The organism is Weissella paramesenteroides (genome assembly GCF_051903945.1).
In the GTDB taxonomy this organism is placed as follows: Bacteria; Bacillota; Bacilli; order Lactobacillales; family Lactobacillaceae; genus Weissella; species Weissella paramesenteroides_A.
Window position 1 is genome coordinate 72,526 of sequence record NZ_CP192268.1, and the last position, 22,210, is coordinate 94,735.

At 36.8% G+C, this 22,210-nt stretch carries 27 protein-coding genes; 19 read left to right on the forward strand and 8 right to left on the reverse strand.

The genetic code is table 11. The features are described from left to right. Nucleotides 1-7: 7 nt before the first annotated feature. Complete coding sequence (locus ACQ4QH_RS00335) at nt 8-685, reverse strand: HXXEE domain-containing protein (protein ID WP_439818849.1); 678 nt, start codon at nt 683-685, stop codon at nt 8-10. Nucleotides 686-817: 132 nt separating this feature from the next. Between ACQ4QH_RS00335 and ACQ4QH_RS00340 the strand changes: the two genes are divergently transcribed. Genes ACQ4QH_RS00340 through ACQ4QH_RS00350 form a run of 3 tightly spaced genes read left to right on the forward strand, consistent with a single transcriptional unit; the run spans nt 818 to nt 2,387 of the window. Continuing rightward, on the forward strand, nt 818-1,387 hold the full coding sequence (locus ACQ4QH_RS00340) for a TetR/AcrR family transcriptional regulator (protein WP_439818850.1): 570 nt from the start codon (nt 818-820) through the stop codon (nt 1,385-1,387). 27 nt (nt 1,388-1,414) lie between these two features. Further along, a complete protein-coding gene (locus ACQ4QH_RS00345) occupies nt 1,415-1,915 on the forward strand; it encodes a YbaK/EbsC family protein (RefSeq protein ID WP_439818851.1) in 501 nt (166 codons plus the stop codon). Between the two features lie 4 nt (nt 1,916-1,919). Further along, nucleotides 1,920-2,387 carry a GNAT family N-acetyltransferase gene (locus ACQ4QH_RS00350; protein ID WP_439818852.1) on the forward strand — a complete coding sequence of 156 codons (468 nt, stop codon included), beginning with the start codon at nt 1,920-1,922 and terminating at the stop codon, nt 2,385-2,387. On the opposite strand, the gene ACQ4QH_RS00355 is transcribed toward ACQ4QH_RS00350, so the two are convergent. Next, nucleotides 2,388-3,290 carry a DMT family transporter gene (locus ACQ4QH_RS00355; RefSeq protein WP_439818853.1) on the reverse strand — a complete coding sequence of 301 codons (903 nt, stop codon included), beginning with the start codon at nt 3,288-3,290 and terminating at the stop codon, nt 2,388-2,390. 293 nt (nt 3,291-3,583) lie between these two features. Between ACQ4QH_RS00355 and ACQ4QH_RS00360 the strand changes: the two genes are divergently transcribed. From ACQ4QH_RS00360 to ACQ4QH_RS00400, 9 genes are all read left to right on the forward strand, one after another. Then, nucleotides 3,584-4,609, forward strand: a complete 1,026-nt coding sequence (locus ACQ4QH_RS00360) for an ABC transporter ATP-binding protein (RefSeq protein WP_439818854.1) — start codon at nt 3,584-3,586, stop codon at nt 4,607-4,609. After that, entirely contained in the window at nt 4,606-5,553 is a 948-nt protein-coding gene (locus ACQ4QH_RS00365; protein WP_259703877.1) for an ABC transporter ATP-binding protein, read from the forward strand. Before ACQ4QH_RS00360 ends, ACQ4QH_RS00365 begins: the two co-directional genes overlap by 4 nt. A gap of 6 nt (nt 5,554-5,559) precedes the next feature. Continuing rightward, entirely contained in the window at nt 5,560-6,516 is a 957-nt protein-coding gene (locus ACQ4QH_RS00370) for an ABC transporter permease (RefSeq protein ID WP_131473990.1), read from the forward strand. A 16-nt stretch (nt 6,517-6,532) separates the two neighbouring features. After that, nucleotides 6,533-7,477 (forward strand): ABC transporter permease, encoded by a 945-nt coding sequence (locus tag ACQ4QH_RS00375; RefSeq protein WP_439818855.1) that lies wholly within the window; start codon nt 6,533-6,535, stop codon nt 7,475-7,477. 117 nt (nt 7,478-7,594) lie between these two features. Beyond that, complete coding sequence (locus tag ACQ4QH_RS00380) at nt 7,595-9,400, forward strand: oligopeptide ABC transporter substrate-binding protein (protein ID WP_439818856.1); 1,806 nt, start codon at nt 7,595-7,597, stop codon at nt 9,398-9,400. A gap of 254 nt (nt 9,401-9,654) precedes the next feature. Further along, complete coding sequence (locus ACQ4QH_RS00385) at nt 9,655-10,467, forward strand: alpha/beta hydrolase (protein WP_439818857.1); 813 nt, start codon at nt 9,655-9,657, stop codon at nt 10,465-10,467. Between the two features lie 45 nt (nt 10,468-10,512). After that, complete coding sequence (locus ACQ4QH_RS00390) at nt 10,513-10,755, forward strand: single-stranded DNA-binding protein (RefSeq protein ID WP_439818858.1); 243 nt, start codon at nt 10,513-10,515, stop codon at nt 10,753-10,755. Between the two features lie 128 nt (nt 10,756-10,883). Further along, on the forward strand, nt 10,884-11,555 hold the full coding sequence (locus tag ACQ4QH_RS00395; RefSeq protein WP_131473986.1) for a type 1 glutamine amidotransferase: 672 nt from the start codon (nt 10,884-10,886) through the stop codon (nt 11,553-11,555). 49 nt (nt 11,556-11,604) lie between these two features. Further along, a complete protein-coding gene (locus ACQ4QH_RS00400; RefSeq protein WP_439818859.1) occupies nt 11,605-12,249 on the forward strand; it encodes a GDSL-type esterase/lipase family protein in 645 nt (214 codons plus the stop codon). Between the two features lie 108 nt (nt 12,250-12,357). Here the strand turns inward: ACQ4QH_RS00400 and ACQ4QH_RS00405 are convergent, their stop codons facing one another. Then, on the reverse strand, nt 12,358-12,795 hold the full coding sequence (locus tag ACQ4QH_RS00405) for a MerR family transcriptional regulator (RefSeq protein WP_439818860.1): 438 nt from the start codon (nt 12,793-12,795) through the stop codon (nt 12,358-12,360). 149 nt (nt 12,796-12,944) lie between these two features. Here ACQ4QH_RS00405 and ACQ4QH_RS00410 point away from each other — a divergent pair, with 149 nt between their 5' ends. From ACQ4QH_RS00410 to ACQ4QH_RS00425, 4 genes are read left to right on the forward strand one after another with little or no spacing between them, the layout of a single operon-like run. Beyond that, entirely contained in the window at nt 12,945-13,325 is a 381-nt protein-coding gene (locus ACQ4QH_RS00410) for a DUF2255 family protein (RefSeq protein ID WP_439818861.1), read from the forward strand. Between the two features lie 33 nt (nt 13,326-13,358). Next, a complete protein-coding gene (locus ACQ4QH_RS00415) occupies nt 13,359-13,682 on the forward strand; it encodes a carboxymuconolactone decarboxylase family protein (RefSeq protein WP_131473983.1) in 324 nt (107 codons plus the stop codon). 24 nt (nt 13,683-13,706) lie between these two features. Then, nucleotides 13,707-14,117, forward strand: coding sequence for a cupin domain-containing protein (locus ACQ4QH_RS00420; RefSeq protein ID WP_439818862.1), 411 nt, complete (start codon nt 13,707-13,709; stop codon nt 14,115-14,117). A 36-nt stretch (nt 14,118-14,153) separates the two neighbouring features. Continuing rightward, a complete protein-coding gene (locus tag ACQ4QH_RS00425) occupies nt 14,154-15,017 on the forward strand; it encodes an aldo/keto reductase (protein ID WP_439818863.1) in 864 nt (287 codons plus the stop codon). Between the two features lie 132 nt (nt 15,018-15,149). Here ACQ4QH_RS00425 and ACQ4QH_RS00430 read toward each other — a convergent pair whose 3' ends face one another. Further along, complete coding sequence (locus ACQ4QH_RS00430) at nt 15,150-15,689, reverse strand: TetR/AcrR family transcriptional regulator (protein WP_439818864.1); 540 nt, start codon at nt 15,687-15,689, stop codon at nt 15,150-15,152. 141 nt (nt 15,690-15,830) lie between these two features. Here ACQ4QH_RS00430 and ACQ4QH_RS00435 point away from each other — a divergent pair, with 141 nt between their 5' ends. Next, on the forward strand, nt 15,831-17,312 hold the full coding sequence (locus tag ACQ4QH_RS00435; protein ID WP_439818865.1) for a DHA2 family efflux MFS transporter permease subunit: 1,482 nt from the start codon (nt 15,831-15,833) through the stop codon (nt 17,310-17,312). After that, a complete protein-coding gene (locus tag ACQ4QH_RS00440; protein WP_439818866.1) occupies nt 17,312-17,845 on the forward strand; it encodes a DUF4811 domain-containing protein in 534 nt (177 codons plus the stop codon). The genes ACQ4QH_RS00435 and ACQ4QH_RS00440 overlap by 1 nt, the downstream gene beginning before the upstream one ends. An 87-nt stretch (nt 17,846-17,932) precedes the next feature. Here ACQ4QH_RS00440 and ACQ4QH_RS00445 read toward each other — a convergent pair whose 3' ends face one another. Then, a complete protein-coding gene (locus ACQ4QH_RS00445) occupies nt 17,933-18,304 on the reverse strand; it encodes a hypothetical protein (RefSeq protein WP_439818867.1) in 372 nt (123 codons plus the stop codon). Nucleotides 18,305-18,344: 40 nt separating this feature from the next. After that, nucleotides 18,345-19,331 (reverse strand): lipocalin-like domain-containing protein, encoded by a 987-nt coding sequence (locus tag ACQ4QH_RS00450; protein ID WP_439818868.1) that lies wholly within the window; start codon nt 19,329-19,331, stop codon nt 18,345-18,347. Nucleotides 19,332-19,493: 162 nt separating this feature from the next. On the opposite strand from ACQ4QH_RS00450, the gene ACQ4QH_RS00455 reads away from it, so the two are divergent. Continuing rightward, complete coding sequence (locus tag ACQ4QH_RS00455) at nt 19,494-20,063, forward strand: TetR/AcrR family transcriptional regulator (RefSeq protein ID WP_439818869.1); 570 nt, start codon at nt 19,494-19,496, stop codon at nt 20,061-20,063. Between the two features lie 53 nt (nt 20,064-20,116). Here the strand turns inward: ACQ4QH_RS00455 and ACQ4QH_RS00460 are convergent, their stop codons facing one another. Together ACQ4QH_RS00460 and ACQ4QH_RS00465 are read right to left on the reverse strand one after the other, a co-directional pair. Beyond that, nucleotides 20,117-21,139, reverse strand: a complete 1,023-nt coding sequence (locus ACQ4QH_RS00460; protein ID WP_408068651.1) for a branched-chain amino acid aminotransferase — start codon at nt 21,137-21,139, stop codon at nt 20,117-20,119. A 49-nt stretch (nt 21,140-21,188) separates the two neighbouring features. Continuing rightward, complete coding sequence (locus ACQ4QH_RS00465; protein WP_439818870.1) at nt 21,189-22,208, reverse strand: ketopantoate reductase family protein; 1,020 nt, start codon at nt 22,206-22,208, stop codon at nt 21,189-21,191. Nucleotides 22,209-22,210 lie beyond the last annotated feature (2 nt).

A 22,210-nucleotide genomic window follows, 5' to 3' on the forward strand; every position in this document is an offset into this window, starting at 1 on the left:
CTTTAACTTATTTTTCATTAGTAAATTTCTTGAAATAAAAACCTTCACGTGGTTCTTCATCATAAATATATGGCGTATCGCGATTTATAAAGCCAAAGGTTGGCCAAGCGAATCCAATGATAAAGTAGGCGATGAGACATCCAATGGCCCACCACCATTGATTGGCAACCATTAATGATGTCGAAACAAGTTCATGAATTAAAACGATGCTTAAGGGTGCAAAAAAAATCCAACTGGTAAAGCTACCAGGGAAATAAATGGTCTCTTTACCTTGGGTATGGTATCGTCTGAGGGCTAAAATACCGAACATGAAATGGCCTAATACTTCGATTATTGCAAAAAGGGCAAAGCACATGGCCATAGCAGGTGTGTAATGCCAATACAAAAATGGTCCAGCTAGGAACATAGCAAATATATCAACAAAGACGGCAGATAGACGGTTTCCAGGATAACGATCGGGTTGGTCAGAATTGAATAACATTTTATTAAATCCCCAAACAAAACCACCTGGGAAACGATATTCTTCTAATTGATGAAGACACATTGTAATGTAAAGTCCATAGGCTAAGCGATGATCAATACTTAATGAATCCCATTGAATTAATAACAGACAGCTGCTAAAAATGAATAGAATAATATCAACGTAAAAATGACTTAATAATAATCTCTGAATAAATTTTTGCATTTTAGTTTCTCCTTAATATAATGAAATTTAAAATAAAAATAGACATCGTGTTGTATAATCAGGATATATTAAGTCGAATTTACCATCAATAAACAATTTTTTTAAAAGTGTTGTATTGAAAGGACGTTGGAAATGAAAAAACAGCCTCAGATTACAGAAAAAACAAAGCAAAATTTTATCAATGCATTTTGCCAGTTATATTTACAAAAACCAATTGATAAAATTTCAATTAAAGATATAACCAGTTTGGCAGGTTATAATCGCAGTACGTTCTATCTATATTTTTCAGATATTTATACATTGCGACATTTTGTTGAAAATGACCTATTAGATTATGTACGTATTAACCTAGCCAAAATGGATGGCAATACTAATACCCAACAAAGTGTTTTAGAACGGCTTATTCGACTGTTTGAAATGAAAGAAATTGAATTAAAGGCTGTTTTGGGTGAATATGGTAGTTCTAATTTTTTGAGAAGATTGAAAAAAGAAGTAACATCAACAATTGAAATTGCCAGTAATTTTGTGCCAGGAGTTGATCCGAACAGCAACTATTTTTCATATCTTTTAGAATTTAATGTTTCCAATGCAATTTCATTATTTCAATTATGGTTGCAACGAGATAAGGACTTAACAAAAACAGAATTAGTCACTTTGTCATATCAACTTTATAATTATGGTGTGCAAGGCACTAAGGTATAAACGAAAACTTTGGCGGAGGGGGAGACGATGACTCTATCTACATACGAAGAAGCAATTGATTTTCTTAACCAAAATGATATTTCATATCACGAAGTCAAGCATGAGGCTGTTTGGACGATGGCAGAAGCCAACCAATTAGATTTGCCAAATGATGTTGTGATAAAAAATCTTTTCCTTAAGAAAAGAAAAACAAATGAATTTTTTCTCTGTATCGTTGTTGGGCAGAAGAAAGTTGACTTTAAAACATTGGCACCACAATTACAATTGAGTCGGAGTAAATTAGGCTTTGCAAACGAAATGGATTTGGCGGATGTTTTAGGTTTAAAACCAGGTTTTGTTACACCACTTGGCTTACCACATGATGTGCAAAATCAAGTGACTGTTTTGTTGGATAAAGAGTTACAAAAAGTCGATAGTATCGGTATCCATCCTAATAGTAATACAGCAACTGTTTTTGTCACGTATGAGGATTTATTAAAAATAATAAAACGTTCACAACATCAAATGATGGTTGTTGATTTAGATTAGGGGGATGATGATGGTTGAATTAAGGATAATGACCACGGATGAATTTCGAACATATCTACAGCAAGGTATGCGATCATATGCTGCAGAAAAGGTGAAGGCAGAAAAAATTTCTCTATCTGAGGCGACTACATTAGCCCAAAATGAATATCAAACATTACTACCAAATGGTCTAGAGACAGAGAAAAACTATTTTTATATGGTTGAAGAGGATAGTCAGGTTAAAGGATATATTTGGTTAGCGGCTTATCGTGGAAATGATGAGATTGCATTTGTTTATGATATTAATATTTATCCTGATTTCCAAAATCAAGGATTAGGGACGCAAACATTAGCATTAGCGACCGACAAAATGAAGCAATACGGTTATAAATATTTACGTTTACATGTATTTGGACACAATAAAAGAGCAATCCATGTTTATGAAAAACTAGGATTGCATGCAACGGATATTGTGATGGAGAAAGAAATTTAACTATGAATGATTATTTATTGGTTTTCTGGCAGATAATGCCTGTAGGAATGTGACACCAATAATTAATACACCGCCGAGTATTTGAACCAGACTAAATGGCGTGCCTAAGAATACCACTGCAAGGAATGTTGCAGTTAGCGGTTCAAAAGCACTGAGCATACTTGTTGTCGTGGGTTTTAAATAATTTAGACTGGATAGATAAAAGAGATAAGCAATGGCTGTTCCAAAAACAATGATGAAGATAATTTCTAGCCAAGAATTAAGCGAAAATGTTGGCATTGCATGAGACGTTAACAGTGGTAGGAAAGGAATACTGCCTAAAAGCATTGCCCAACCAGTTATTAATTCTGTTGCATAGCTTTTCAATAATTTACCGGGCAGAAGTGTATAAAATGCTTGGCTTAGCCCCGATAAAATTCCCCAAATAATAGCACTGATTGAAAGCGCTAGTTGGGTAACATTACCTTGTGTTACCAGCAAGAAAGTGCCGAAAAATGCCAGTAAGACAGACAGAATATCTGTGCGAGAAGGCCTTAAGCGCCAACGTATAATTAAAAATAGCAAAATAAAAATTGGCCCTAAGAATTGTAAAATCGTGCCAGTAGCAGCATTACCATATTTAATGGCCATAAAATAGGCTAGCTGTGAGGGAAGCATCCCAATAAATGAAAAAATGAGTAATTGACTGGCCATTTTAGGCGTCCGCCAAATGGTGAAAATATTTTGGTGCGTATGTAGGTAACTGTAAGTTAATAATAAAATACCAGCACATAGTAGTCGTATACCAGTTAACCAGTATGTTGAAAGACCCGTATCATGCAAAAGCACTTGTGCGCAAGTCCCAGATGCACCCCATAGTATGCCACCAGCGATGATAAAAAATAGTCCTTTATTTTTTGTCATAATCTACTCCAATCCTTCAAATTAAGGTTAGTATACTACAAAAAAATTGGGAAAATTAGAAAATTTCACATTAATTACAATGTAGATAAATGTATATCATTTTAAATGGCATCATATCAATAAATGCTGATATGATGCCTTTTTATGTACGCTAAATACGAATGTTTTATTGATAAATTACAATAAGATTAGAATAAAATTAAAAAACAACTTGCAGTATCAAGGCCATTTTATTATAATATTAAAAAATTATGATAAATTTAAGCAGAGGATGCTATGTGCAATGATATGAGGTGAGTAGATTGGTTGAAGACAATGTGTTGCTAGAACTAAATGATGTTTCAACATCTTTTAAAATTAGTGGGCAGTACTATGATGCGGTGTCGCACGTAAATTTAGAAGTAAAAAAGGATGAAATATTAGCAATTGTCGGTGAGTCTGGGTGTGGAAAGAGTACGTTGGCGACAACTGTTATGGGGTTGCATAATCCAGATGCAACCCATATTTCAGGGCAAGTCTTATTTAAAGGTCAGGATTTACTACAATTTGATGAGAACGGCTTAAATGAAGTACGTGGCGCTAAGATTGGGATGATTTTTCAAGATCCACTATCAGCTTTAAATCCTTTGAAGCGAATTGCGGACCAGATTAAGGAAGTATTGGATTATCATACGAAAATGACAGCTAAAGAGAAGCATGATCGTGTCATTGAATTGTTAGACCAAGTGGGCATTGTTAACCCCGAGCGAACAGCAAATCAATTTCCACATGAACTTTCTGGTGGTATGCGCCAGCGAGTAATCATTGCGATTGCGATTGCATGCAAGCCAGATATCATCATTGCGGATGAACCAACGACGGCATTGGATGTTACGATTCAGGCACAGATATTAGATGTTTTGCGGGGAATTCAACGTGAAAATCATGCGGGTATTATTTTGATTACTCATGATTTAGGGGTTGTAGCTGAAACGGCAGACGAAGTTGCGGTGATGTATGCAGGTGAAATTGTTGAACGTGGCACAACAGAACAAGTATTTGGTGACCCTCGGCACCCATACACAAGATCTTTGTTGCGTTCAATGCCACAAGGTAATCAAGATGTTGATAATGACGACTTGTATGTGATTCAAGGAAGTGTGCCATCAATTGAACGGATGCCTCAGTCAGGTGATCGTTTTGCTGCACGAATTCCGTGGATTTCAGCAGAGGCTCATGAAGAGAACCCAACGATGCATGAAATTGTATCCGGGCATCAGGTAAGATGCACGTGTTATAAAGAATTTTATTTTAAAAGCTTGGGGGAGAGTCGGGTATGAGTTTAATTGAAATCAAAAATTTAAAAGTCCATTACCCAATTCGTTCAGGTTTTTTGAATCGAGTGACCGATCAGGTTAAGGCTGTAGATGGGATCAATTTTAATATTGAGGCGGGTGAAACCTACGGATTAGTTGGTGAGTCTGGTTCAGGAAAATCAACAACGGGTAAGTCGGTTGTAGGTCTAGAAAATGTAACATCAGGATCAATCCTTTATGAAGGAGTCGATATTACAAAGGGCAGTGCCCGCCACAATATAAAATATAACCAGAATGTACAGATGATTTTCCAAGATTCGTTATCTAGTTTGAACCCGCGGAAAAGAGTGTTAGATATTATTGCTGAACCACTACGAAATTTCCAACACTTATCAGCTGAGGATGAAAAAATTCGTGTTTTGCAACTACTAGATACAGTTGGTTTAAATCCAGAGTCATTGTATAAGTATCCACATCAATTTTCAGGTGGGCAACGGCAACGTATTGGCATTGCACGTGCAGTGGCAACTAACCCAAAGCTAATTATTGCAGATGAGCCAGTATCTGCGTTGGATTTATCTGTACAAGCACAAGTTTTGAATTTCATGAAAAAAATTCAACGTGAATTTGGCATCTCTTATTTATTTATCTCACACGACTTAGGTGTGGTTCGTCATATGTGTCAGAATATTGCCATTATGAATAAAGGACGTTTGGTTGAAGTTGGGACACGTGAAGATATCTATGAACATCCGATGCACATTTATACCAAGCGGTTATTAGCAGCAATTCCAGAAGTTGATGTGGCACATCGTCAGGAAAGACAGCAGCAACGAAAAGAAATTGAGAAAATCTATCAAGAGCAATCAAACCAATATTATGATAAAGATGGCTTAGCGTATCCACTGATTCAAGTGTCACCAACGCACTTTGTCGCGTTGCCAGAAGAAAAGCTAGCAAAGGGGTGATGATTAATGTGGAAAACAATTTTTCGAAGAATTTTAATCATGATTCCCGAAGTCATTTTGTTAAGTATCTTGGTGTTTTTGTTAGCAAAGGCGATGCCGGGTGATCCATTTACAGGTTCAATCAATCCACGATCAAGTGCAACTCAAATTGAACATTTGAAACAGATTAATGGTCTCTATGACCCATGGTATCAACAGTATTGGAATTGGGTGGTTCATTTATTCCATGGTGACTTGGGGCAAAGTTATCAGTATCATGAGGCAGTTTCTAATTTGATTGGTGAACGAGCCATCAATACGTTGTGGTTATCACTATTTACCATGGTATTAACCTATTTGATTGCTCTGCCACTTGGTTTATACGCAGGAAAACATGAAGGTAAATTACCAGATACAATTATTCGTGTTTATACCTACGTGACTTACTGTATTCCATTTTTCGTTATTTTAGTTATTGGATTATGGATTTTTGGCTACGTATTAAATTGGTTTCCGACAACGGGATCGGTTTCCGCAAATGCTGAAGGGTTTGGAACATTAGGCTCACGCTTCTTTCATATTTTATTACCGGGATTGTTAGGGGCTTTATTTGGCACCGTGAATATTGTGCAGTATATGCGTTCAGAGGTTATTGACGCTAAGCATTCTGATTATGTTAGAACGGCGCGGTCAAAAGGAGTGCCAAGTAAAGCAATTTATCGGCACCATATTTTCCGTAATTCTCTTTTGCCAATTGCTGCGTTTGGTGGCTATTCAATTACTGGATTACTGAATGGATCGATTTTTACAGAAACAATCTTTTCTTATCCAGGTATGGGCATGTTATTTATTGATTCAATTAGCTACCGTGATTATACCGTTATTACGGCGCTAGTGTTGTTGTTTGGTATTTTGAATTTACTAGGAACATTATTATCAGATATTATTTTGAGCATTGTGGATCCACGGATTCGAATCAGTTAGAAAGGGGGCATATAAAATGGCATCAACGAGTAGAGTGGCTGAAATATCACCTCAAGAATTGCAACGTTTAACTGCTGAAGCCAAGCAAGAAGCGGCCCCTTCATCAACGAAGATTTTATGGAACGAATTTAAAGCGGATCGGCCAGCGTTAATAGCGTTGATTATTGTCGTTGGATTTATATTATTTGTTATGATTGCGCCGCTATTTATTAATAGTGACAAGATGATGACAACTAACATCATGGCATACTTAACGCCACCTGGACATGAAGGTTTCTTGTTAGGTGCAGATGCTAATGGTCGATCAATTGCGATGCAATTAATTGTTGGATCACGTAATTCGATTGGTATCGCGATTGGATTGACGGTTATTTCATCAACTTTTGGTATTGCTTGGGGATTAATCTCTGGGTATTTTGGTGGCTATATTGATTGGGGGATGCAACGTGTTTATGACTTCATGATGATGCTTCCTATGACTATGATGATTATTGTACTTGTTACCATTATCGATAACTATAATTCAGTCACACTGACATTAATATTCTCAGTATTTTATTGGATGGGCACATCACGATTGATTCGATCACGAACGCTGGCGGAAAGTAAGAAAGATTATGTATCTGCATCAATTACTTCTGGAACTAGTGCTTGGAAAATTATTTTTAGGGAAATCATGCCAAATATTTCTTCATTGATTATTGTTGATACGACTTTGTCATTTGCTGAGAATATTGGTGTTGAGACGGGACTATCATATTTGGGGTTTGGGTTGCCAACAAATATTCCGTCATTAGGTACTTTGATTGCGAATGCGAATGATCCCAATAATATTACGCAGTACTGGTGGACATGGTTACCAGCAGCAATCGAAATCATAATTTTGTGTCTGTCAATTAGTTATATCGGTCAAGTGATGAGCAGAGCTGCAAATGCATCACAACGTCGGGCGGCTAAATAACATATTATATGGATTTTTAAAATATTTAGGGTGGTGGTGCATCAGGTGGTAAATATTAATTAAATTTGTCGTTATATTAGGTAATTTCATGAGTTGAAAAAGAAATGGGGAAAACGTATGAATAAGACCAGTAAAAAATGGGCTGTATCATCAGCGGCTGTCTTGGCTGCCGTATCGTTAGCTACTTTCAGTATCGATAATACAACCACAGTTTCAGCGGCTACAAAAAAGGCAAAACTATCCGACACATTTAAGAATAATGCTAAGGAAAGTACAAAAGCAAATAATGACAGTACCCTAAAGGTGGCTGAGCCAAATGATTCACCCTTTAAGGGGATTTCAGAGCCAACATTAGCAGATAATCAAGAAGATTCTAACGTATTCAGTCCTGGTGGTAGTAGCAATTTGTTCAATGTGGATGATAATTTCAAAGTGGTTGATGGCGGGTTGGCTAATCAAAAACTAGATCGACAGAATAATACGGTGACGATTACTATTCGTGATAATGCCAAGTGGTCTGATGGCCAACCAGTTGTTGCCCGCGATGTTGAATACCCATATGAAATTATTGCTAATCCTAAGTCAACATCGTCACAATATTCAGCTGATTTTGAGCGAATTGAGGGTATGGCTGATTATCATTCAGGAAAAGCTTCAACGATTTCTGGTATCAGTTATCCTGACGGTGAAAATGGTAAGACTGTTGTTATTAAGTACAGTTCATTATCACCAAGCATGAAGTTTTCTGGCAATTCCTTTATTTGGGGTACTGTTGCACCTTACCATCTATACAAAGGGGTCGCTATTGATAAACTAGCAGCTTCTGACCAAGTTCGAAAGAATCCAGTCTTTGTTGGTCCATATAAGTTGGATAAGGTAGTTGAAGGAGAGTCAACTAGTTGGTCACCAAATAAGTACTATTGGGGCAAGGCACCAAAGATTAAGCACATCACGATCAATGTTGTTTCATCTAATAGTATTGATAAAGCCATCCAAACCAAAAAGTATGACTTTACCACACCAGCAGGTGTTATGCGTGGTACCAGCTATAAGAATCTGAAAAATCTTAAGAATTACAAGATTGTTGGTCATCCGGATCTAGGATACAACTATTTTGGATTTAACGTTGGTGAATATGACACAAAGAAACAAGTTAACGTGATGGATCCTAAGTCTAAGATGGCAAACAAGAATCTACGGCAAGCAATGATGTACGCGATCAATGAAGATGCCATAAATGAGAAATTCGGCAATGGTGTTAGATGGCGTGCCAAGACTTTGATTCCACCAATCTTTGATAAGTATTCTGACCAATCGGCTAAGGGCTTCCCATATAGTCCAAAGAAAGCAGCCAAGTTACTTGACAAGGCAGGTTATAAGAAAGATGGTAAGTGGCGTACACAACCAAATGGTAAGAAGTTAGTTATTTACTTCGGTGCTATGAAGGGTAGTTCTACAAGTCACGCAACTTATCAAGATTACTTGCAACGTTGGCGTAAACTTGGTTTGAATGTTAAGATGGCAACTGGTAAGGAAATGGAAATGAATAGTTTCTATGATACTTTGCAAAAGCCAAAGCAAAGCAAAATTGATATCTTTGCTGCTGCTTGGAGTTTGTCTTCTGAACCAACACCAACACAACTATATGGTGCAGATGCACCATTCAACATGGGCCACTTTGTCACGAAGAAAAATACACAATTAATTAACGACTTGAACAGTGAGAAGGCATGGGACGACAAATACCGTACTGATAAGTTCAAGGAGTGGCAAGACTACATGAATGATCAAGCTGCTTACGTTGCTTCAGATAATAGTTACCAATGGGTACCTGTTAATAAGCGTGTGAAAGGCTTTGATTTGAGTAATGGAAACAATTATTTCTGGAATAATCTGACATTGACTTCTTCAAAATTGAAGTAGAATAAATGAGCTAGAGATAGATATAAAAAAATAAAAAGTAAAGGAAGGACTTTGAAATTGTTTCAGGTTCTTCCTTGTTTTATTTAGTGGCAAATCATATAACATTATGTGTTAACTGCATTTAAGTATAATTAGTATCCTGATGTTAGGATACTGACTTCAAAGAAATACCTGAGAAATTTATAGAGAAATTGATCAAAATTGTTCAGGATATACCCGATAAATATTTTGGTTAGTACTAAGGGGAGGTTTAAATGCGCAATATGTTGATTGATAAACAAATAAAAACAATATTAGGAACATATAAAGTGTCTATCCGTAATGGGGAAAAGATGGTTGTTTTTTTAAGTGGGGCTGCTAGTTTCGATACTGAACAAACATTTCGACCAGTTATTAATTTATTACCAGAGAATATCGGTGTTTTTGCAATAGACTATATTAACTCTGGACTTAGTTCATTAGAAGTACGGTCATTTGAATTAATTCAAGAAGCAAAAATGATTGCAAATTTAATTAAGAGGCAGCAAGCAAAACAAATTATTCTTGTTGGACATAGTTTAGGAGGACTATATGCATTACATATAGTGCAGCAACTTGAGAATGTGATTGGATTTGTAGGGATAGAGCCTTTAAATCGTGAATCTGTGTTAAATCCACCCCATGGGTTTGCATACCGAAAGATTGAGGCAGAGGTTGCTAAATTAAGTGAAAAGGATAAAATACAATTGGTTAAAGATAGAGTATATGAAAACTTTTCTAAATCTTTAGCTGATGAAATTTGGCAGACACATTTATTAGATGAAGCAAGGGGAAATGAAATTATAGAAGAGAAACATAGAGAAAATTGGGTTGAGACAATAACCCAATATTCTGAAATAATGTTCCCAAAAACATTACCAAGTATATTAATTTCGCAATCATTTCGTGCTAACGAATACCGACGTTCAGAATACTATACAGATAACTCTGTTGTAATACCGGCAGGAGACTTTCATCAAATTCACTGGGAACATCCAGATATTGTCGCAAGGGCAATAAAAACAATACTTGGCAATGAAGTTCTATAATAACACCAAAGGCAGTATGACGATTCGTTATTAGGGGAGGATGTTATGAAAGAAAATATGAAACCAATTTTTGATGTTTTTGATGCTAATCTAAAAAAGATTGATGCCGGTGAAAAGTTCTCGTTGCCAAGTTTGTATGGTGAGTCAGATTGGGACCAATTGTATATTGGGGACAAAGTGATGGCTGGCAATCAGTTTTTGCGGCAAGTACGGCAGGGGCATTATCCAGGTGTTAAAGAGTTACCCAAAGATAAGCAACGTGGACGACGTCAGTATCAGAAAAAATAGTTACACGTTCAGTATTGGCATGTTAGCTAGTTAAAAGTATTGTTATAATTAATCAATATTACGGGTAGTTGCAGGCGAAACCCATATCAAATTGCCGGTGACACTTTTTGGGTGTGGAAAGGTTTTTTATGCGAATAAATATATTGCAACATACGCCTAACGAAGGTCCTGGTTCGATTTTGGACTGGGCACAAGCAAAGGGTCATCAAACATTTATCTATCATCCCTATCAATTTGGTTACTTACCAACGGTTGATGAAACCGATTTGTTAGTTATTTTGGGTGGACCAATGAGTCCAAATGATGATTTGTTATGGATCAAACAGGAACGGGAACTCATTCAGGAGTTGTTAGATAAAGACGTACCAATGTTGGGTGCCTGTTATGGCGCACAACAAATTGCTAAGACGCTAGGCTATGCAATTTCAAAGGCACCAGCCAAGGAAGTTGGCTGGGCGCCAGTGTATCGACAGAGTCAAATTATCCCCGACATCCCCGAAAAATTAGTGGCATTACATTGGCATGAAGAAATGTTCGAAGTGCCTAAAGAGGCTGAATTACTGTTTTCTAGTGATGCAGTTAAAAACCAAGGGTTTGTGATGAACCATCGGGTAGTGGGACTACAATTTCATTTTGAACCACTAGCTGATAATGTTCGTGAGATGGTGGTTAATGACTTTCCATATATTCAGGGATCAATTTTTAACCAGACAGCGGATGATATCTTAGAGACACCGGTTCCTGATATTAATAAAGCGGTCATGTTTAAAATTTTAGATTTTATTACGGCTGATAAGTAAATATCTAGTCATTGGGGAAAGTATGATTTATTGAAAAGAGGGTTTTCAAGTGGGGAAAAAAGAAGCGGTAGCACAATTACAGCAGCGGGAAATGGACGTTTTAAGGAAATATGTCAAAGCAAATAAATCGGCATTGCCAGACCAGATTGTCTGTGCAGGTTCTTCTCTAATGGAGATGTTTCCAATCGAAAAGATGCAACAAAACTTAGAGTTAAAACAAAAAATTTATAATCGTGGTGTTAGCGGGACGACGACACAGTTTTTATTACAACATATTGATGAATTAGTACTCGATTTACAACCTGCTAAAATTTTTATTAACATAGGTAGTAATGATATTGATTTTGGTATTTCAGAAAAAACGTTCATTGGTAATTATGAAAGAATCTTACAAACCTTTCAGCAAAAATTGCCACAAACAACGGTTTATATTATGGCTTACTATCCCATGAACCCAACAATACAAGCAGCTAAGAGTAATAATCAAAACAGCGCTAGAAGTAATGAGCGTTTAGCGCAAGCAAGTCAGCAGGTCGCACAACTTGCTGATAAATTTGGCTATGAATTTATCAACGTTAATGATGGGTTGGCTGACGAAAATGGTGATTTGTTACCAAAATTAACCTTTGATGGTGTGCACATGTTTTCAGATGGTTATGAAATCGTCTTAAAGAATATGTACCAATATTTGTGAAATATTGTTGAACTTAATAAATGAAGGACCTCGCAAGTGTTAGATTTTTATGTCTGACACTTGCGAGGTCCTTTTAGCATATAATAACTTCTATTTCCTGTTTTTAAATTATTCATGATGACCCAAAGCTTGCAAATATTCTGCAAAATTCTCATCTTCAGAAATGATGCCAGTTTGCTTTGCTTCATACCAGTTAATTTTATCGTTTAAAATTTGGAGGTGGTGTTGAATTTCTGAAAACTCGCTTAGAAAATTGTGTTTAGCTGTTTTTAAAAGTTCAAGTCGTTGCGGAATGGTGTTGTCTCCTTGTTCACGCCACAGAATATATTGCTTGAGTTCTTTAATACTAAGGCCAGTTCCTTTTAAATGATTCAAAAATTTAAGCCAACTCACATCTTCTTCAGTATAGTAACGCCGTCCATTTGGATACCGTTGTGGTTTAATCAATCCTTCATTTTCATAGTATCTTAATGTGGAAGTGGGCAAATTAAACTTACGACTAAATTCCCCAATATTATATTTTTTACTATTAGAAAAGTCATTCATTTTAGAATCCCCTTATAGATTTTTTAAAGTTAGGTTTAATAATGATTATACAAAAATAGTTTTAAATTTAACAATAATCGTTTTAATTGACTTAAAGTGTGCTTTAAGTAGTATGCTGTATTTGAGAAATTAGACTGGGGGAAAGATAAATGACTAAGCAATGGACAGTAGAACAATTAGATGCATTCGTAAGTGCTGATGACATGCACGTTTCACCATTTTACGCAGATGGGAAAACTTATGGTACACCAACTTGGGTTTGGTCGGTTGTCGTTGATCATGATTTATATGTACGAGCATACAATGGTCAAAATTCAAGATGGTATCAGTCAGCTATGACACAACAAGCCGGTAAGATCAGGTTAGCAGGTAAAGAGTTTGAAACAGTGTTTATAAATGCAGCTGGAGACAGTTTGTTAGATGCAAAAATTAGTGCTGCATATCAGGCGAAGTATCAAGGTAGTCCCTATTTACCACCTATGTTAGAGAAGGATTCTGTCAGTGCAACAGTTAAAATTTTACCTAGATAATTTAATGATTTCTTTTAAGCGGAGGATTTTTTAATGGCTAAGAAACAAACGGCTGGACAAGAACAATTAGGTACTTTTGCACCACAATTTGCGCACTTGAATGATGATGTTTTATTTGGTGAAGTGTGGAGCAAAGAAGATGAGCTAACTGCACATGATCGTTCATTAGTAACGATTTCAGCTTTGATTGCTATGGGGAATACTGAGCAGTTAGTCGCGCACTTACAAATCGGAAAAAATAACGGTATAACGCAGAAAGAAATTGTCGCTGAAATTACTCATTTAGCTTTTTATGTAGGTTGGCCCAAAGCTTGGTCAGCTTTTAATCGAGCAAAAGAAGTTTGGCCAGAAAAATAATTTTTTCTAAAAAAGGAGAGAAAAATGACAACTAAAAAAGTTGAACAACCTGGGGTATTTGCGACTGGGCCAAAGAATGATGCTTACGCCCAATACTTTATTGGTCAGAGCTATAACAATGCATTAGTAACTCCTGGAAAAGATGTTAGTGTGCCTGTGGGTAATGTAACATTTGAGCCTGGTTGTCGTAATAACTGGCATATTCATCATAACGGTAGTCAAATTTTATTGGTAACTGGTGGTGAAGGTTGGTATCAAGAGGCAGGAAAACAAGCACAACGATTAAAACCAGGTGATGTTGTAATTGCCCATGATGGTATCAAACATTGGCATGGAGCGACTAAGGATTCTTGGTTTAGCCATTTAGCAATTACTACAGGCACCTCAGAATGGTTAGAACCAGTGACAGATAAGGAATATTCTGCATTATCTTAAGTTGATAGCAATTAGTTGAACAAGAAAGGTAAACGGATGACAATCTTAAATGAACAATATACATTGAATAATGGTGTCAAAATCCCTAAATTAGGTTTTGGTACCTGGTTGATTGATAATGATGAGGTAGCTACAGCAGTGCAACAAGCAGCACAAATCGGTTATCGTCACTTTGATACTGCCCAAGCTTATGGTAATGAGCAAGGTGTTGGTGCAGGGTTAAAGGCGACCGGAATTAGTCGAGATGAGTTATTTGTGACGACTAAGGTTCAAGCTGAATTTAAAGATTATGTAACTGCCAAAAAATCAATTGATGAATCGTTACAAAAACTAGAATTAGATTATGCAGATTTAATATTGATTCATGCTCCCGAGCCTTGGGCTGAATTTCATGGTAAAAACCAATATTTTGAAGAAAACTTGTCAGTATGGCGTGCGATGGAAGAGGCACTTCAAGCAGGAAAGGTACGGGCAATTGGTGTTTCTAATTTTTTGCAAACGGATCTAGCGAACGTTTTAGAAAATGGATCAGTTAAACCTGCAGTTAATCAATTATTAACGCATATTGGGAACACTTCTTTTGATTTACTGGAACAAGCAAAAAAACATGATATTTTAGTTGAAGCTTATTCACCAGTAGCACATGGTGAAATTTTACAAAATGAACAGATTCAACGAATGGCTCATAAATATAAGGTTTCTGTCCCACAATTGGCTATTCGTTATTGCTTGGAATTGGGAACATTGCCTTTACCAAAGAGCGCAAATTTAACGCATATTGCTAATAATGCGGCTGTTGATTTTAAAATATCCGCAGCGGATATGACGATTTTAAAAGAACTACCACAAGTTAAAGATTATGGTAATTCAAGTGATTTTCCTGTATTCAGCGGTAAATAATTTACTAGTCATATAAATAAGCTGGGCAACAGAGTGCAACAAATCATTCAATCTTTTATGGGGCATCGGACTACTGACATTGCTAAGTTGGTAGTCTGATGTCTCTTTTTATACTGTTGTGGTTTTTATTCTTTATGCTAATACACCATTTTTTAAGTAATACAAAGTAATTTTTGCCATTTCATTAGGAGATTCTTTAGCTCCAGATAGTAGCCATTCTGAAATGATACTAAACATAGTACCAATTACTACGTTTAGTCGATATCGTTCGGGTGAGTTAGCTGACATATCACCAACAGCGTCTATAATCTGATCAGAAAGTAGCTGGTAAAAATAATCTGATAAACCATTTTTTAACAGTAACGTGATACGCTCTTTCTCGGCGTAAATTAATTCAAAGCTTTCTTGTACACCGGGTAAATCATTTTGTTTGTCATGTAGTGGATTACCTTGTAAGGGGTATTGACGATCACGTTGCAAATCTTGGAAATAATAGACAAGAATATCTTCTATCTGATCAAAATTACGATAGTAACTAGCGCGAGCAACATTGGCTGATTGGATAAGGTCCGTAATTTTAATACTAGAAAAAGATTTCTCTTTTAAAAGTGAAAAAAGGCCATCAACAATTTGATCTTTAACACGTAAATTTTCTTGTTGGCTGTGATTCATTATTTGCTCCTATGAGACATGTTTTATGATTTTGTGTCACTGATACATATTGTATCACACTTATTTGAGTGTTATGATGTAAAACATCGATTGAGACATTATGTATCAATGGAAAATAGGATGAAGTTGAGGAGAGAAGAGATGAAAGTAGATCAACATGGCAAGTCATATAATCGCACGGTTGTATTGATTGTAATGATGATTGCGGCAATGTCAGGTGGGTTAATGCAAACCTCATTAGGAACAGCGTTACCAACTTTAATGAATGCATTTAACATTGATTTAGCAACCGCGCAACAAGCAACAACATGGTTCTTATTGATGAATGGAATCATGGTGCCACTATCAGCGTATTTCGCCAATCGTTTTTCAACAAAGTATTTGCATATTATTGCATATGGATTATTGACCGTAGGGGTACTAATGAGTATGTTCACCCCAGAAGATGCAAACTATTGGTGGCTATTTGTAGCTGGTCGAATTGTTGCAGCAATCGCTGTTGGTGTGATGCTACCCTTGTTACAAGTAGTTATTATCAATATGTATGAACCACAAGAACGTGGTGTTGCAATGGGGTTAATGGGATTGGTTGTCGGAATGGCACCGGCATTTGGACCAACATTAACTGGATTAATTTTGAATAAAGACCATACCTTTTTAGGGTTAACAATAACAAACGACTGGCGTTCAATTTTTATTTTGCCATTAATTTTGATTATTATTGCGACAGTATTATCACCATTCTTTATTAGAGATGTTTTGAAAAATCGTCCTGTGAAGTTAGATTTGTTTTCAATTATTACTTCGACCATCGGATTTGGTTTGTTCTTGTGGGGCTTTACCAATGTCAGCTCAGATGGTTGGGGAGATTTAGGAAGCGTTATTACGCCAATCGTCGTTGGTATTATCATTTTAATTATTTTTGGAATACGTCAATTAAAGTTATCTGAACCATTCTTGGACATCCGTGTTTACTTGAACAAAAACTTTACGATTCCAACAATTGGTTTGTTATTAATTTCAATGGCGATGTATGGTGTTGAGATGATGTTACCAACGTATCTACAAAATGTGCGTGGTCTCACACCATTAGATTCAGGGTTAACACTTTTGTGGGGAGCTTTGTTTATGGGACTTATGAGTCCTATTGCAGGTGCGCTCTATAATCGAGTAGGCATTAAACGACTATCTTTTGTTGGTTTCTTTATCTTACTATTAGGTACACTACCGTTTATTTTCTTATCTGAACAAACACCAACCATTATTATTACTGTGTTATATGCTTTACGAATGGTAGGAATCGCTTTGCTGATGATGCCATTAACAACGGCAGCGATGAGTGCTTTGCCTGATGCGAAAGCAGCTGATGCAACGGCAGCCAATAATACGTTACGTCAAGTATCAAGTTCAGTCGTTGTTGCTCTGATGACATCAGTTGTTCAAAGTGTTATTAATAACAACACACCAAATGATAGCATGAAGAAGACAGCACCATTGCAGTATGCAAAGAAAGTATTAGATGCATCTTTGGATGGCTTCCAATGGGCATTTATTATTAGTCTAGCATTTGCAGTCATTGGGTTAATATTTGTCATCTTTATGCAAAGCGAAAAGGAGGATTAATGATGATTCTTTGGATTATTGTAATATTGATGGTGTTAACAATTGTTAGCTTGTTATTAATTAAAAATAAGGGGTTACGCTATGGGTTAGGTGGTCTGTTTGCCATTTTACTAATTGCTTCTGTTGCGGCCCTGTCTGCCAATATGTCTAATCATTTTGGTATGGAAAAAGTGACACAAACAAAAACGAAAGCAATCTATTCGGCAGCGCCAGCTAATGTGCCAGTTGGGATGCTGATGGCCAAAAAGATTGAACAGGACCATTACGTTCTGGTCTATAAAGATGCAGCGACTGATAAAAAAGCAACCGCACATTTTGCACCAGATAAAGATGATATGCTAAATAGTCTTAAAAAGACAGCTTCGTTTAAAAAAGTGGATACCAAGCAGGCACAATTAATAACAAGGACAACCAAGTGGCAGTATTCATCTGATTTTACAAAATGGTTATTTAAAATGAAAGAAGACAATCATTTAGTTCGTGTGAAATATACAGTTAAAGTGCCATTAAATTGGCAAGTTATTGCGAAGTAAATGACGTGTTAGCTAAATAAAGAGGAGGTAAGAAGAATCTATGGATTCTTCTTACCTCCTCTATTTTTTATTTAATAACGATGATGATTACCGACCTTGATCATCTACACGTAAAGTTGGCACTTCCGTCCAGTGATCAATGGCATTGCCAATAAAGCCTTCATGATAAGAAACAACTTGAGCCATTAGTCTTTGACCTTCTTTGTTATCGTCATCATGAGAAGCTTTATAAAGAGATTGAATATAATCGTCGTAGTCTTCAAACTTATCTACGAACATCCAGTATTCTTTTTCAGGATCTTCCTCATCAGGCATGGTATAGGTGCGTGTTGAAGAATAATGATAAATTTCTGGATGAGCACTTTCATAATCATAAAATTCACGCATTGTACGTTCAATTGCTTCATGATCTGATTTTTTAGCTCTAAAACGACCAATTCCAAGATTTTCAATTGCCATAAAAGTTCCCTCGTTTCTTAAATATAATTTTAGTTAGTAATTAGTAAATTTCTTTGATTTGTGGATCACCAACAATTTCGCCACAACCACGACCAGTTACTTCTTCACCGTTATAGGTTCCTTGAATGTGAGTGACACTTTCAATTCGATGGAATCCTTCGAAAGTTTCTTGTCCTTGGAAATCAATAGTAATCTTCAACTTTGCATTCACGCTAGGAATAGTTACATTCCAGCCAGATGGCCAATTGATGTTACTCTTTGAACTCGTCCAGATACCAAACATATTCTCTGAGATAGGATCAACATCAGCAATCGTGTGACTACCATCAGCATGCAAGATATCGGCCCAACTATGTTCCTGTTTACCAGTAGCACTCCAAACGGCTACTACCTCACCCTTAGAAAGGGGCATTGATATCCAAATCCAACGTGTATCACCAGATGCTAGGGTTGAAGCGTCTGCTACGGGGAACCATTGTCGATCAAACCAGCCATTTCCAGTCACTGGATAGTTTTTACCATCGACAGTAACGATACCTGTAATGTCCATTCTTGGGAATCCATATTCATAGGTGGTTAGCTTGTTGTCAATCAATGGGAAACTTCCGGTACCGTTATAAGCAATAGTTGGTCCTTGGCGCTTTAATTTCAAATCAAATGAATCGCCAGCATCTGTTTTTCCTTGAGCTGCCATTGTCGTTGCATCTGCAGACCACTTTAAATTATCACTTGAAACTTTAAAACCTTGGCCGACAGTTTCGTAATCAGCCTCTTTAGCTTCATCAAGTAAATAGCGACTAGTAGAAATGTCAGCAATCGCAATTGTACTTGTACCAGATAGAGTAGGTTTTTTGATGTAGTGGACGAGTATACCGAATTCTCGATCTTCAGCTTCAAGAGTGGCACAAATGAACCATGAATCTCCCATCATGCCGACTTGAGGTTGTAAATCTCCAATTGGATCAATAAACATTGGTCGATTTGGACGTTCGATGTTATCTGGTTTTGCTTGAAAATTTGTTCCCATTATATATTTCCCCCTTAATTCAAAAGAACTAATAGATATTGTCATTTTATTTGTGTCATCAGATGTTTTTTTACTTTAATGTCGCACCTAATATACTGTTATAATATCATTAGATATTTTTTAAAAAACCAGCAATTTTGCTAATCTGTTGGAGGGGATGTAATGGTCAGACCTAAAAAAAGTGAAAATGAGAATCCAGTCCGTAGTCGTATTGGACAAGAGTTCTGGAAACTATTGCGAAACAAACCTTTAGCACAGATTACAGTAAGTGAACTGGTAAAAAAAGCTGAATGTAATCGAGCAACTTTTTATTACTATTTCGATAATGTGGATGATTTAGCTTGGAAGATGCTTAAGGAAAGCATACCTGTTGAACTAACTAAAATAGCCCAGGCTTATTTTACTGGTGAAATTGAAAATGTCACCATAGATCCAGAAACAATGCATGTCATTGAGCGCTTAAGTGTCTTAATTGGTAAGGACGGGTCATCGGAACTTGCTAATCTTGCTGCGGATGCGCTAAAGAAAGTGTGGAGCAAAGAATTCTTAACAGAAGGAAATAAAAATGATGAAGAACTTTCGTATATGTTTGATTTTATGGCAAGTGGGATTATTGGCATAATTAGTCGATATGGTAGATCATCAGATACGGTGCGACTGAAAGAAAGCCTATTACTGATTAATACGCTCTTTTCAAAAACATCATTGGATTTTATTGCATCTAAAAAATAAATCAAAAACGACTGAGCTCATTATGAGTCCAGTCGTTTTTGATAACGATATAATTAATCAATAGTTTGTGTCCAGTTGTATGGATCAGGACGATCACCATATTGGATACCAACTAATTCGTTGTACAATTTTGTTGTTGCAGGTCCAGCCTCAGTTTCACTGTAGAAAACATGCTTCTTACCATCATAAGTTAATGAACCAACAGGTGAAATAACTGCAGCTGTTCCCATAGCACCAGCTTCAGTAAATTGATCGATCTCATCAAAAGGTACTGGGCGTTCAACCGGATCTAATCCTTGATCTTTTGCCAATTGTAGTAGAGAACGCTTGGTAATAGAAGGTAAAATCGATTCTGACTTAGGGGTTACAAATTGACCTTCTTTAGTGATACCAAAGAAGTTAGCACCACCAAATTCATCAACATACTTGTGTTCACGAGGGTCTAAGAATAGGCAATCAGCATAACCTTCTTGATGAGCCTTTGCTGAAGAGAATAAGCTACTTGCATAGTTTCCTGAGGTCTTTGCTTGACCGGTACCAGCGTGTGAAGCACGGTCATACTCACTCACAGTATATGGGGCAGGATTTAGACCATTTACATAAGCACCAACTGGTGTTGCATAAATATGGAAAGTGTATTCAGTTGCTGGTGATACACCAACTACGCTACTTGTTCCGATCATAAATGGCCGTAGGTAGAGAGAGCCACCTGTACCATATGGTGGAATAAATTCTTCATTAGCCTTAACAACTTGCTTAACGGCATCGACAAAAGCATCGACTGGATAAGGAACCATCATCATACGTTCAGCAGAATCAACCATACGTTCAGCATTCAATTCAGGACGGAATAGATTGATCTTACCATCCTTACGACGATAAGCTTTTAGACCTTCAAAAACTTCTTGGCCATAGTGGAGCACTTCGGCAGCAACTGATAATTCGACGGTTGAACGAGTCGTTAATTCACCTTGTTGCCACTCACCATCTTTGTACTTTGCCTCAAAGTCATAGGGCAAATCGTGATATTCAAATCCTAAATTGTTCCAATCCAAGTTTTCAACTTTTTCTTTCATGATATATTCTCCTCACGATAATAAATTGATTGATTAAATTGTAATATGTTTACTGTGAAACGGCAGCAACTTTTTGCTCATGAGCTTTATCATCTTCAATGACCTGATTAATAAAGCCATTGACATCAAACTTATCCGTAAATTCAGTGAGATGCACCAGATGACGTAAGAAATTGTGGGTAGATGCTTCGTAATTATACTTTTTGCCTAAATCATAGATATAGCCATTGATATAATCCACTTCGGTTTCACGACCATTTGATAAATCCTGATACATCGAAGGGAAGTGCAAGGGATTACCAGTCTGACTAACAGTAACCACTTGCTGCCATTCTTCTTGGCGTGAGGTTAATAATTTAATGCCAGCACGTTCACAAACATCATAGGCTTCGTCAATTAACTGGACCGATAAAGCACGTGTTGTTGGTGCCTGGATGAATTCACCCATACGGACTTTAAACATTGTGCAAAGCGTGTTGACCACTGAGTTGAAAACAACTTTGGCCATTAACGTACCATTAAAATTGGTTGTTAACGTTGGATTCATACCTGCTGCTTTAAAATCAGCGACCACTTGCTGGGTGACATCATCTGGTTGTTCGGTTTGATTCGCAAAATTCACTGATCCAGCGCCTTTTTGACCAATGAAATCCACATCGCCTGCTTTGTTTAGCACGGTACCAATCATGGCTGTGCCACCAATGACATGCTCAGCAGAGAAGTATTGGTTCAGTTTTTCAATATGTCCCATGCCATTCATGCAAGTTAAAGCATAGTGTTTGTCATTAAAGAAATGTTCACAACGATCCAAAAGTTCTGCTAGCATATACTGCTTGGTAAAGACAATCAGAATCTCTGCGCGGCCGTCATATTCTTCGGGAGAGTATACGTTGATTGGTACGAGATGTTTATTTTGCCCGTCACGGGAGACATAGACGCCATGCTGTGACCGAATGGTACTGACTTGTTTATCCCATGTATCTACAAAATCTACTTCAAAACCGGCTTCTTGTAGTAAGACGCCAAATCGCAATCCCATTGCACCTGATCCTAATACTGCATATTTCATTC

Coding starts and splice junctions, on each gene's coding strand:
- ACQ4QH_RS00335 (WP_439818849.1), bottom strand. CDS start 685: ATGCAAAAATTTATTCAGAGATTATTATTAAGTCATTTTTACGTTGAT.
- ACQ4QH_RS00340 (WP_439818850.1), top strand. CDS start 818: ATGAAAAAACAGCCTCAGATTACAGAAAAAACAAAGCAAAATTTTATC.
- ACQ4QH_RS00345 (WP_439818851.1), top strand. CDS start 1,415: ATGACTCTATCTACATACGAAGAAGCAATTGATTTTCTTAACCAAAAT.
- ACQ4QH_RS00350 (WP_439818852.1), top strand. CDS start 1,920: ATGATGATGGTTGAATTAAGGATAATGACCACGGATGAATTTCGAACA.
- ACQ4QH_RS00355 (WP_439818853.1), bottom strand. CDS start 3,290: ATGACAAAAAATAAAGGACTATTTTTTATCATCGCTGGTGGCATACTA.
- ACQ4QH_RS00365 (WP_259703877.1), top strand. CDS start 4,606: ATGAGTTTAATTGAAATCAAAAATTTAAAAGTCCATTACCCAATTCGT.
- ACQ4QH_RS00370 (WP_131473990.1), top strand. CDS start 5,560: ATGTGGAAAACAATTTTTCGAAGAATTTTAATCATGATTCCCGAAGTC.
- ACQ4QH_RS00375 (WP_439818855.1), top strand. CDS start 6,533: ATGGCATCAACGAGTAGAGTGGCTGAAATATCACCTCAAGAATTGCAA.
- ACQ4QH_RS00380 (WP_439818856.1), top strand. CDS start 7,595: ATGAATAAGACCAGTAAAAAATGGGCTGTATCATCAGCGGCTGTCTTG.
- ACQ4QH_RS00385 (WP_439818857.1), top strand. CDS start 9,655: ATGCGCAATATGTTGATTGATAAACAAATAAAAACAATATTAGGAACA.
- ACQ4QH_RS00390 (WP_439818858.1), top strand. CDS start 10,513: ATGAAAGAAAATATGAAACCAATTTTTGATGTTTTTGATGCTAATCTA.
- ACQ4QH_RS00395 (WP_131473986.1), top strand. CDS start 10,884: ATGCGAATAAATATATTGCAACATACGCCTAACGAAGGTCCTGGTTCG.
- ACQ4QH_RS00405 (WP_439818860.1), bottom strand. CDS start 12,795: ATGAATGACTTTTCTAATAGTAAAAAATATAATATTGGGGAATTTAGT.
- ACQ4QH_RS00410 (WP_439818861.1), top strand. CDS start 12,945: ATGACTAAGCAATGGACAGTAGAACAATTAGATGCATTCGTAAGTGCT.
- ACQ4QH_RS00415 (WP_131473983.1), top strand. CDS start 13,359: ATGGCTAAGAAACAAACGGCTGGACAAGAACAATTAGGTACTTTTGCA.
- ACQ4QH_RS00420 (WP_439818862.1), top strand. CDS start 13,707: ATGACAACTAAAAAAGTTGAACAACCTGGGGTATTTGCGACTGGGCCA.
- ACQ4QH_RS00425 (WP_439818863.1), top strand. CDS start 14,154: ATGACAATCTTAAATGAACAATATACATTGAATAATGGTGTCAAAATC.
- ACQ4QH_RS00430 (WP_439818864.1), bottom strand. CDS start 15,689: ATGAATCACAGCCAACAAGAAAATTTACGTGTTAAAGATCAAATTGTT.
- ACQ4QH_RS00435 (WP_439818865.1), top strand. CDS start 15,831: ATGAAAGTAGATCAACATGGCAAGTCATATAATCGCACGGTTGTATTG.
- ACQ4QH_RS00440 (WP_439818866.1), top strand. CDS start 17,312: ATGATGATTCTTTGGATTATTGTAATATTGATGGTGTTAACAATTGTT.
- ACQ4QH_RS00445 (WP_439818867.1), bottom strand. CDS start 18,304: ATGGCAATTGAAAATCTTGGAATTGGTCGTTTTAGAGCTAAAAAATCA.
- ACQ4QH_RS00450 (WP_439818868.1), bottom strand. CDS start 19,331: ATGGGAACAAATTTTCAAGCAAAACCAGATAACATCGAACGTCCAAAT.
- ACQ4QH_RS00455 (WP_439818869.1), top strand. CDS start 19,494: ATGGTCAGACCTAAAAAAAGTGAAAATGAGAATCCAGTCCGTAGTCGT.
- ACQ4QH_RS00460 (WP_408068651.1), bottom strand. CDS start 21,139: ATGAAAGAAAAAGTTGAAAACTTGGATTGGAACAATTTAGGATTTGAA.
- ACQ4QH_RS00465 (WP_439818870.1), bottom strand. CDS start 22,208: ATGAAATATGCAGTATTAGGATCAGGTGCAATGGGATTGCGATTTGGC.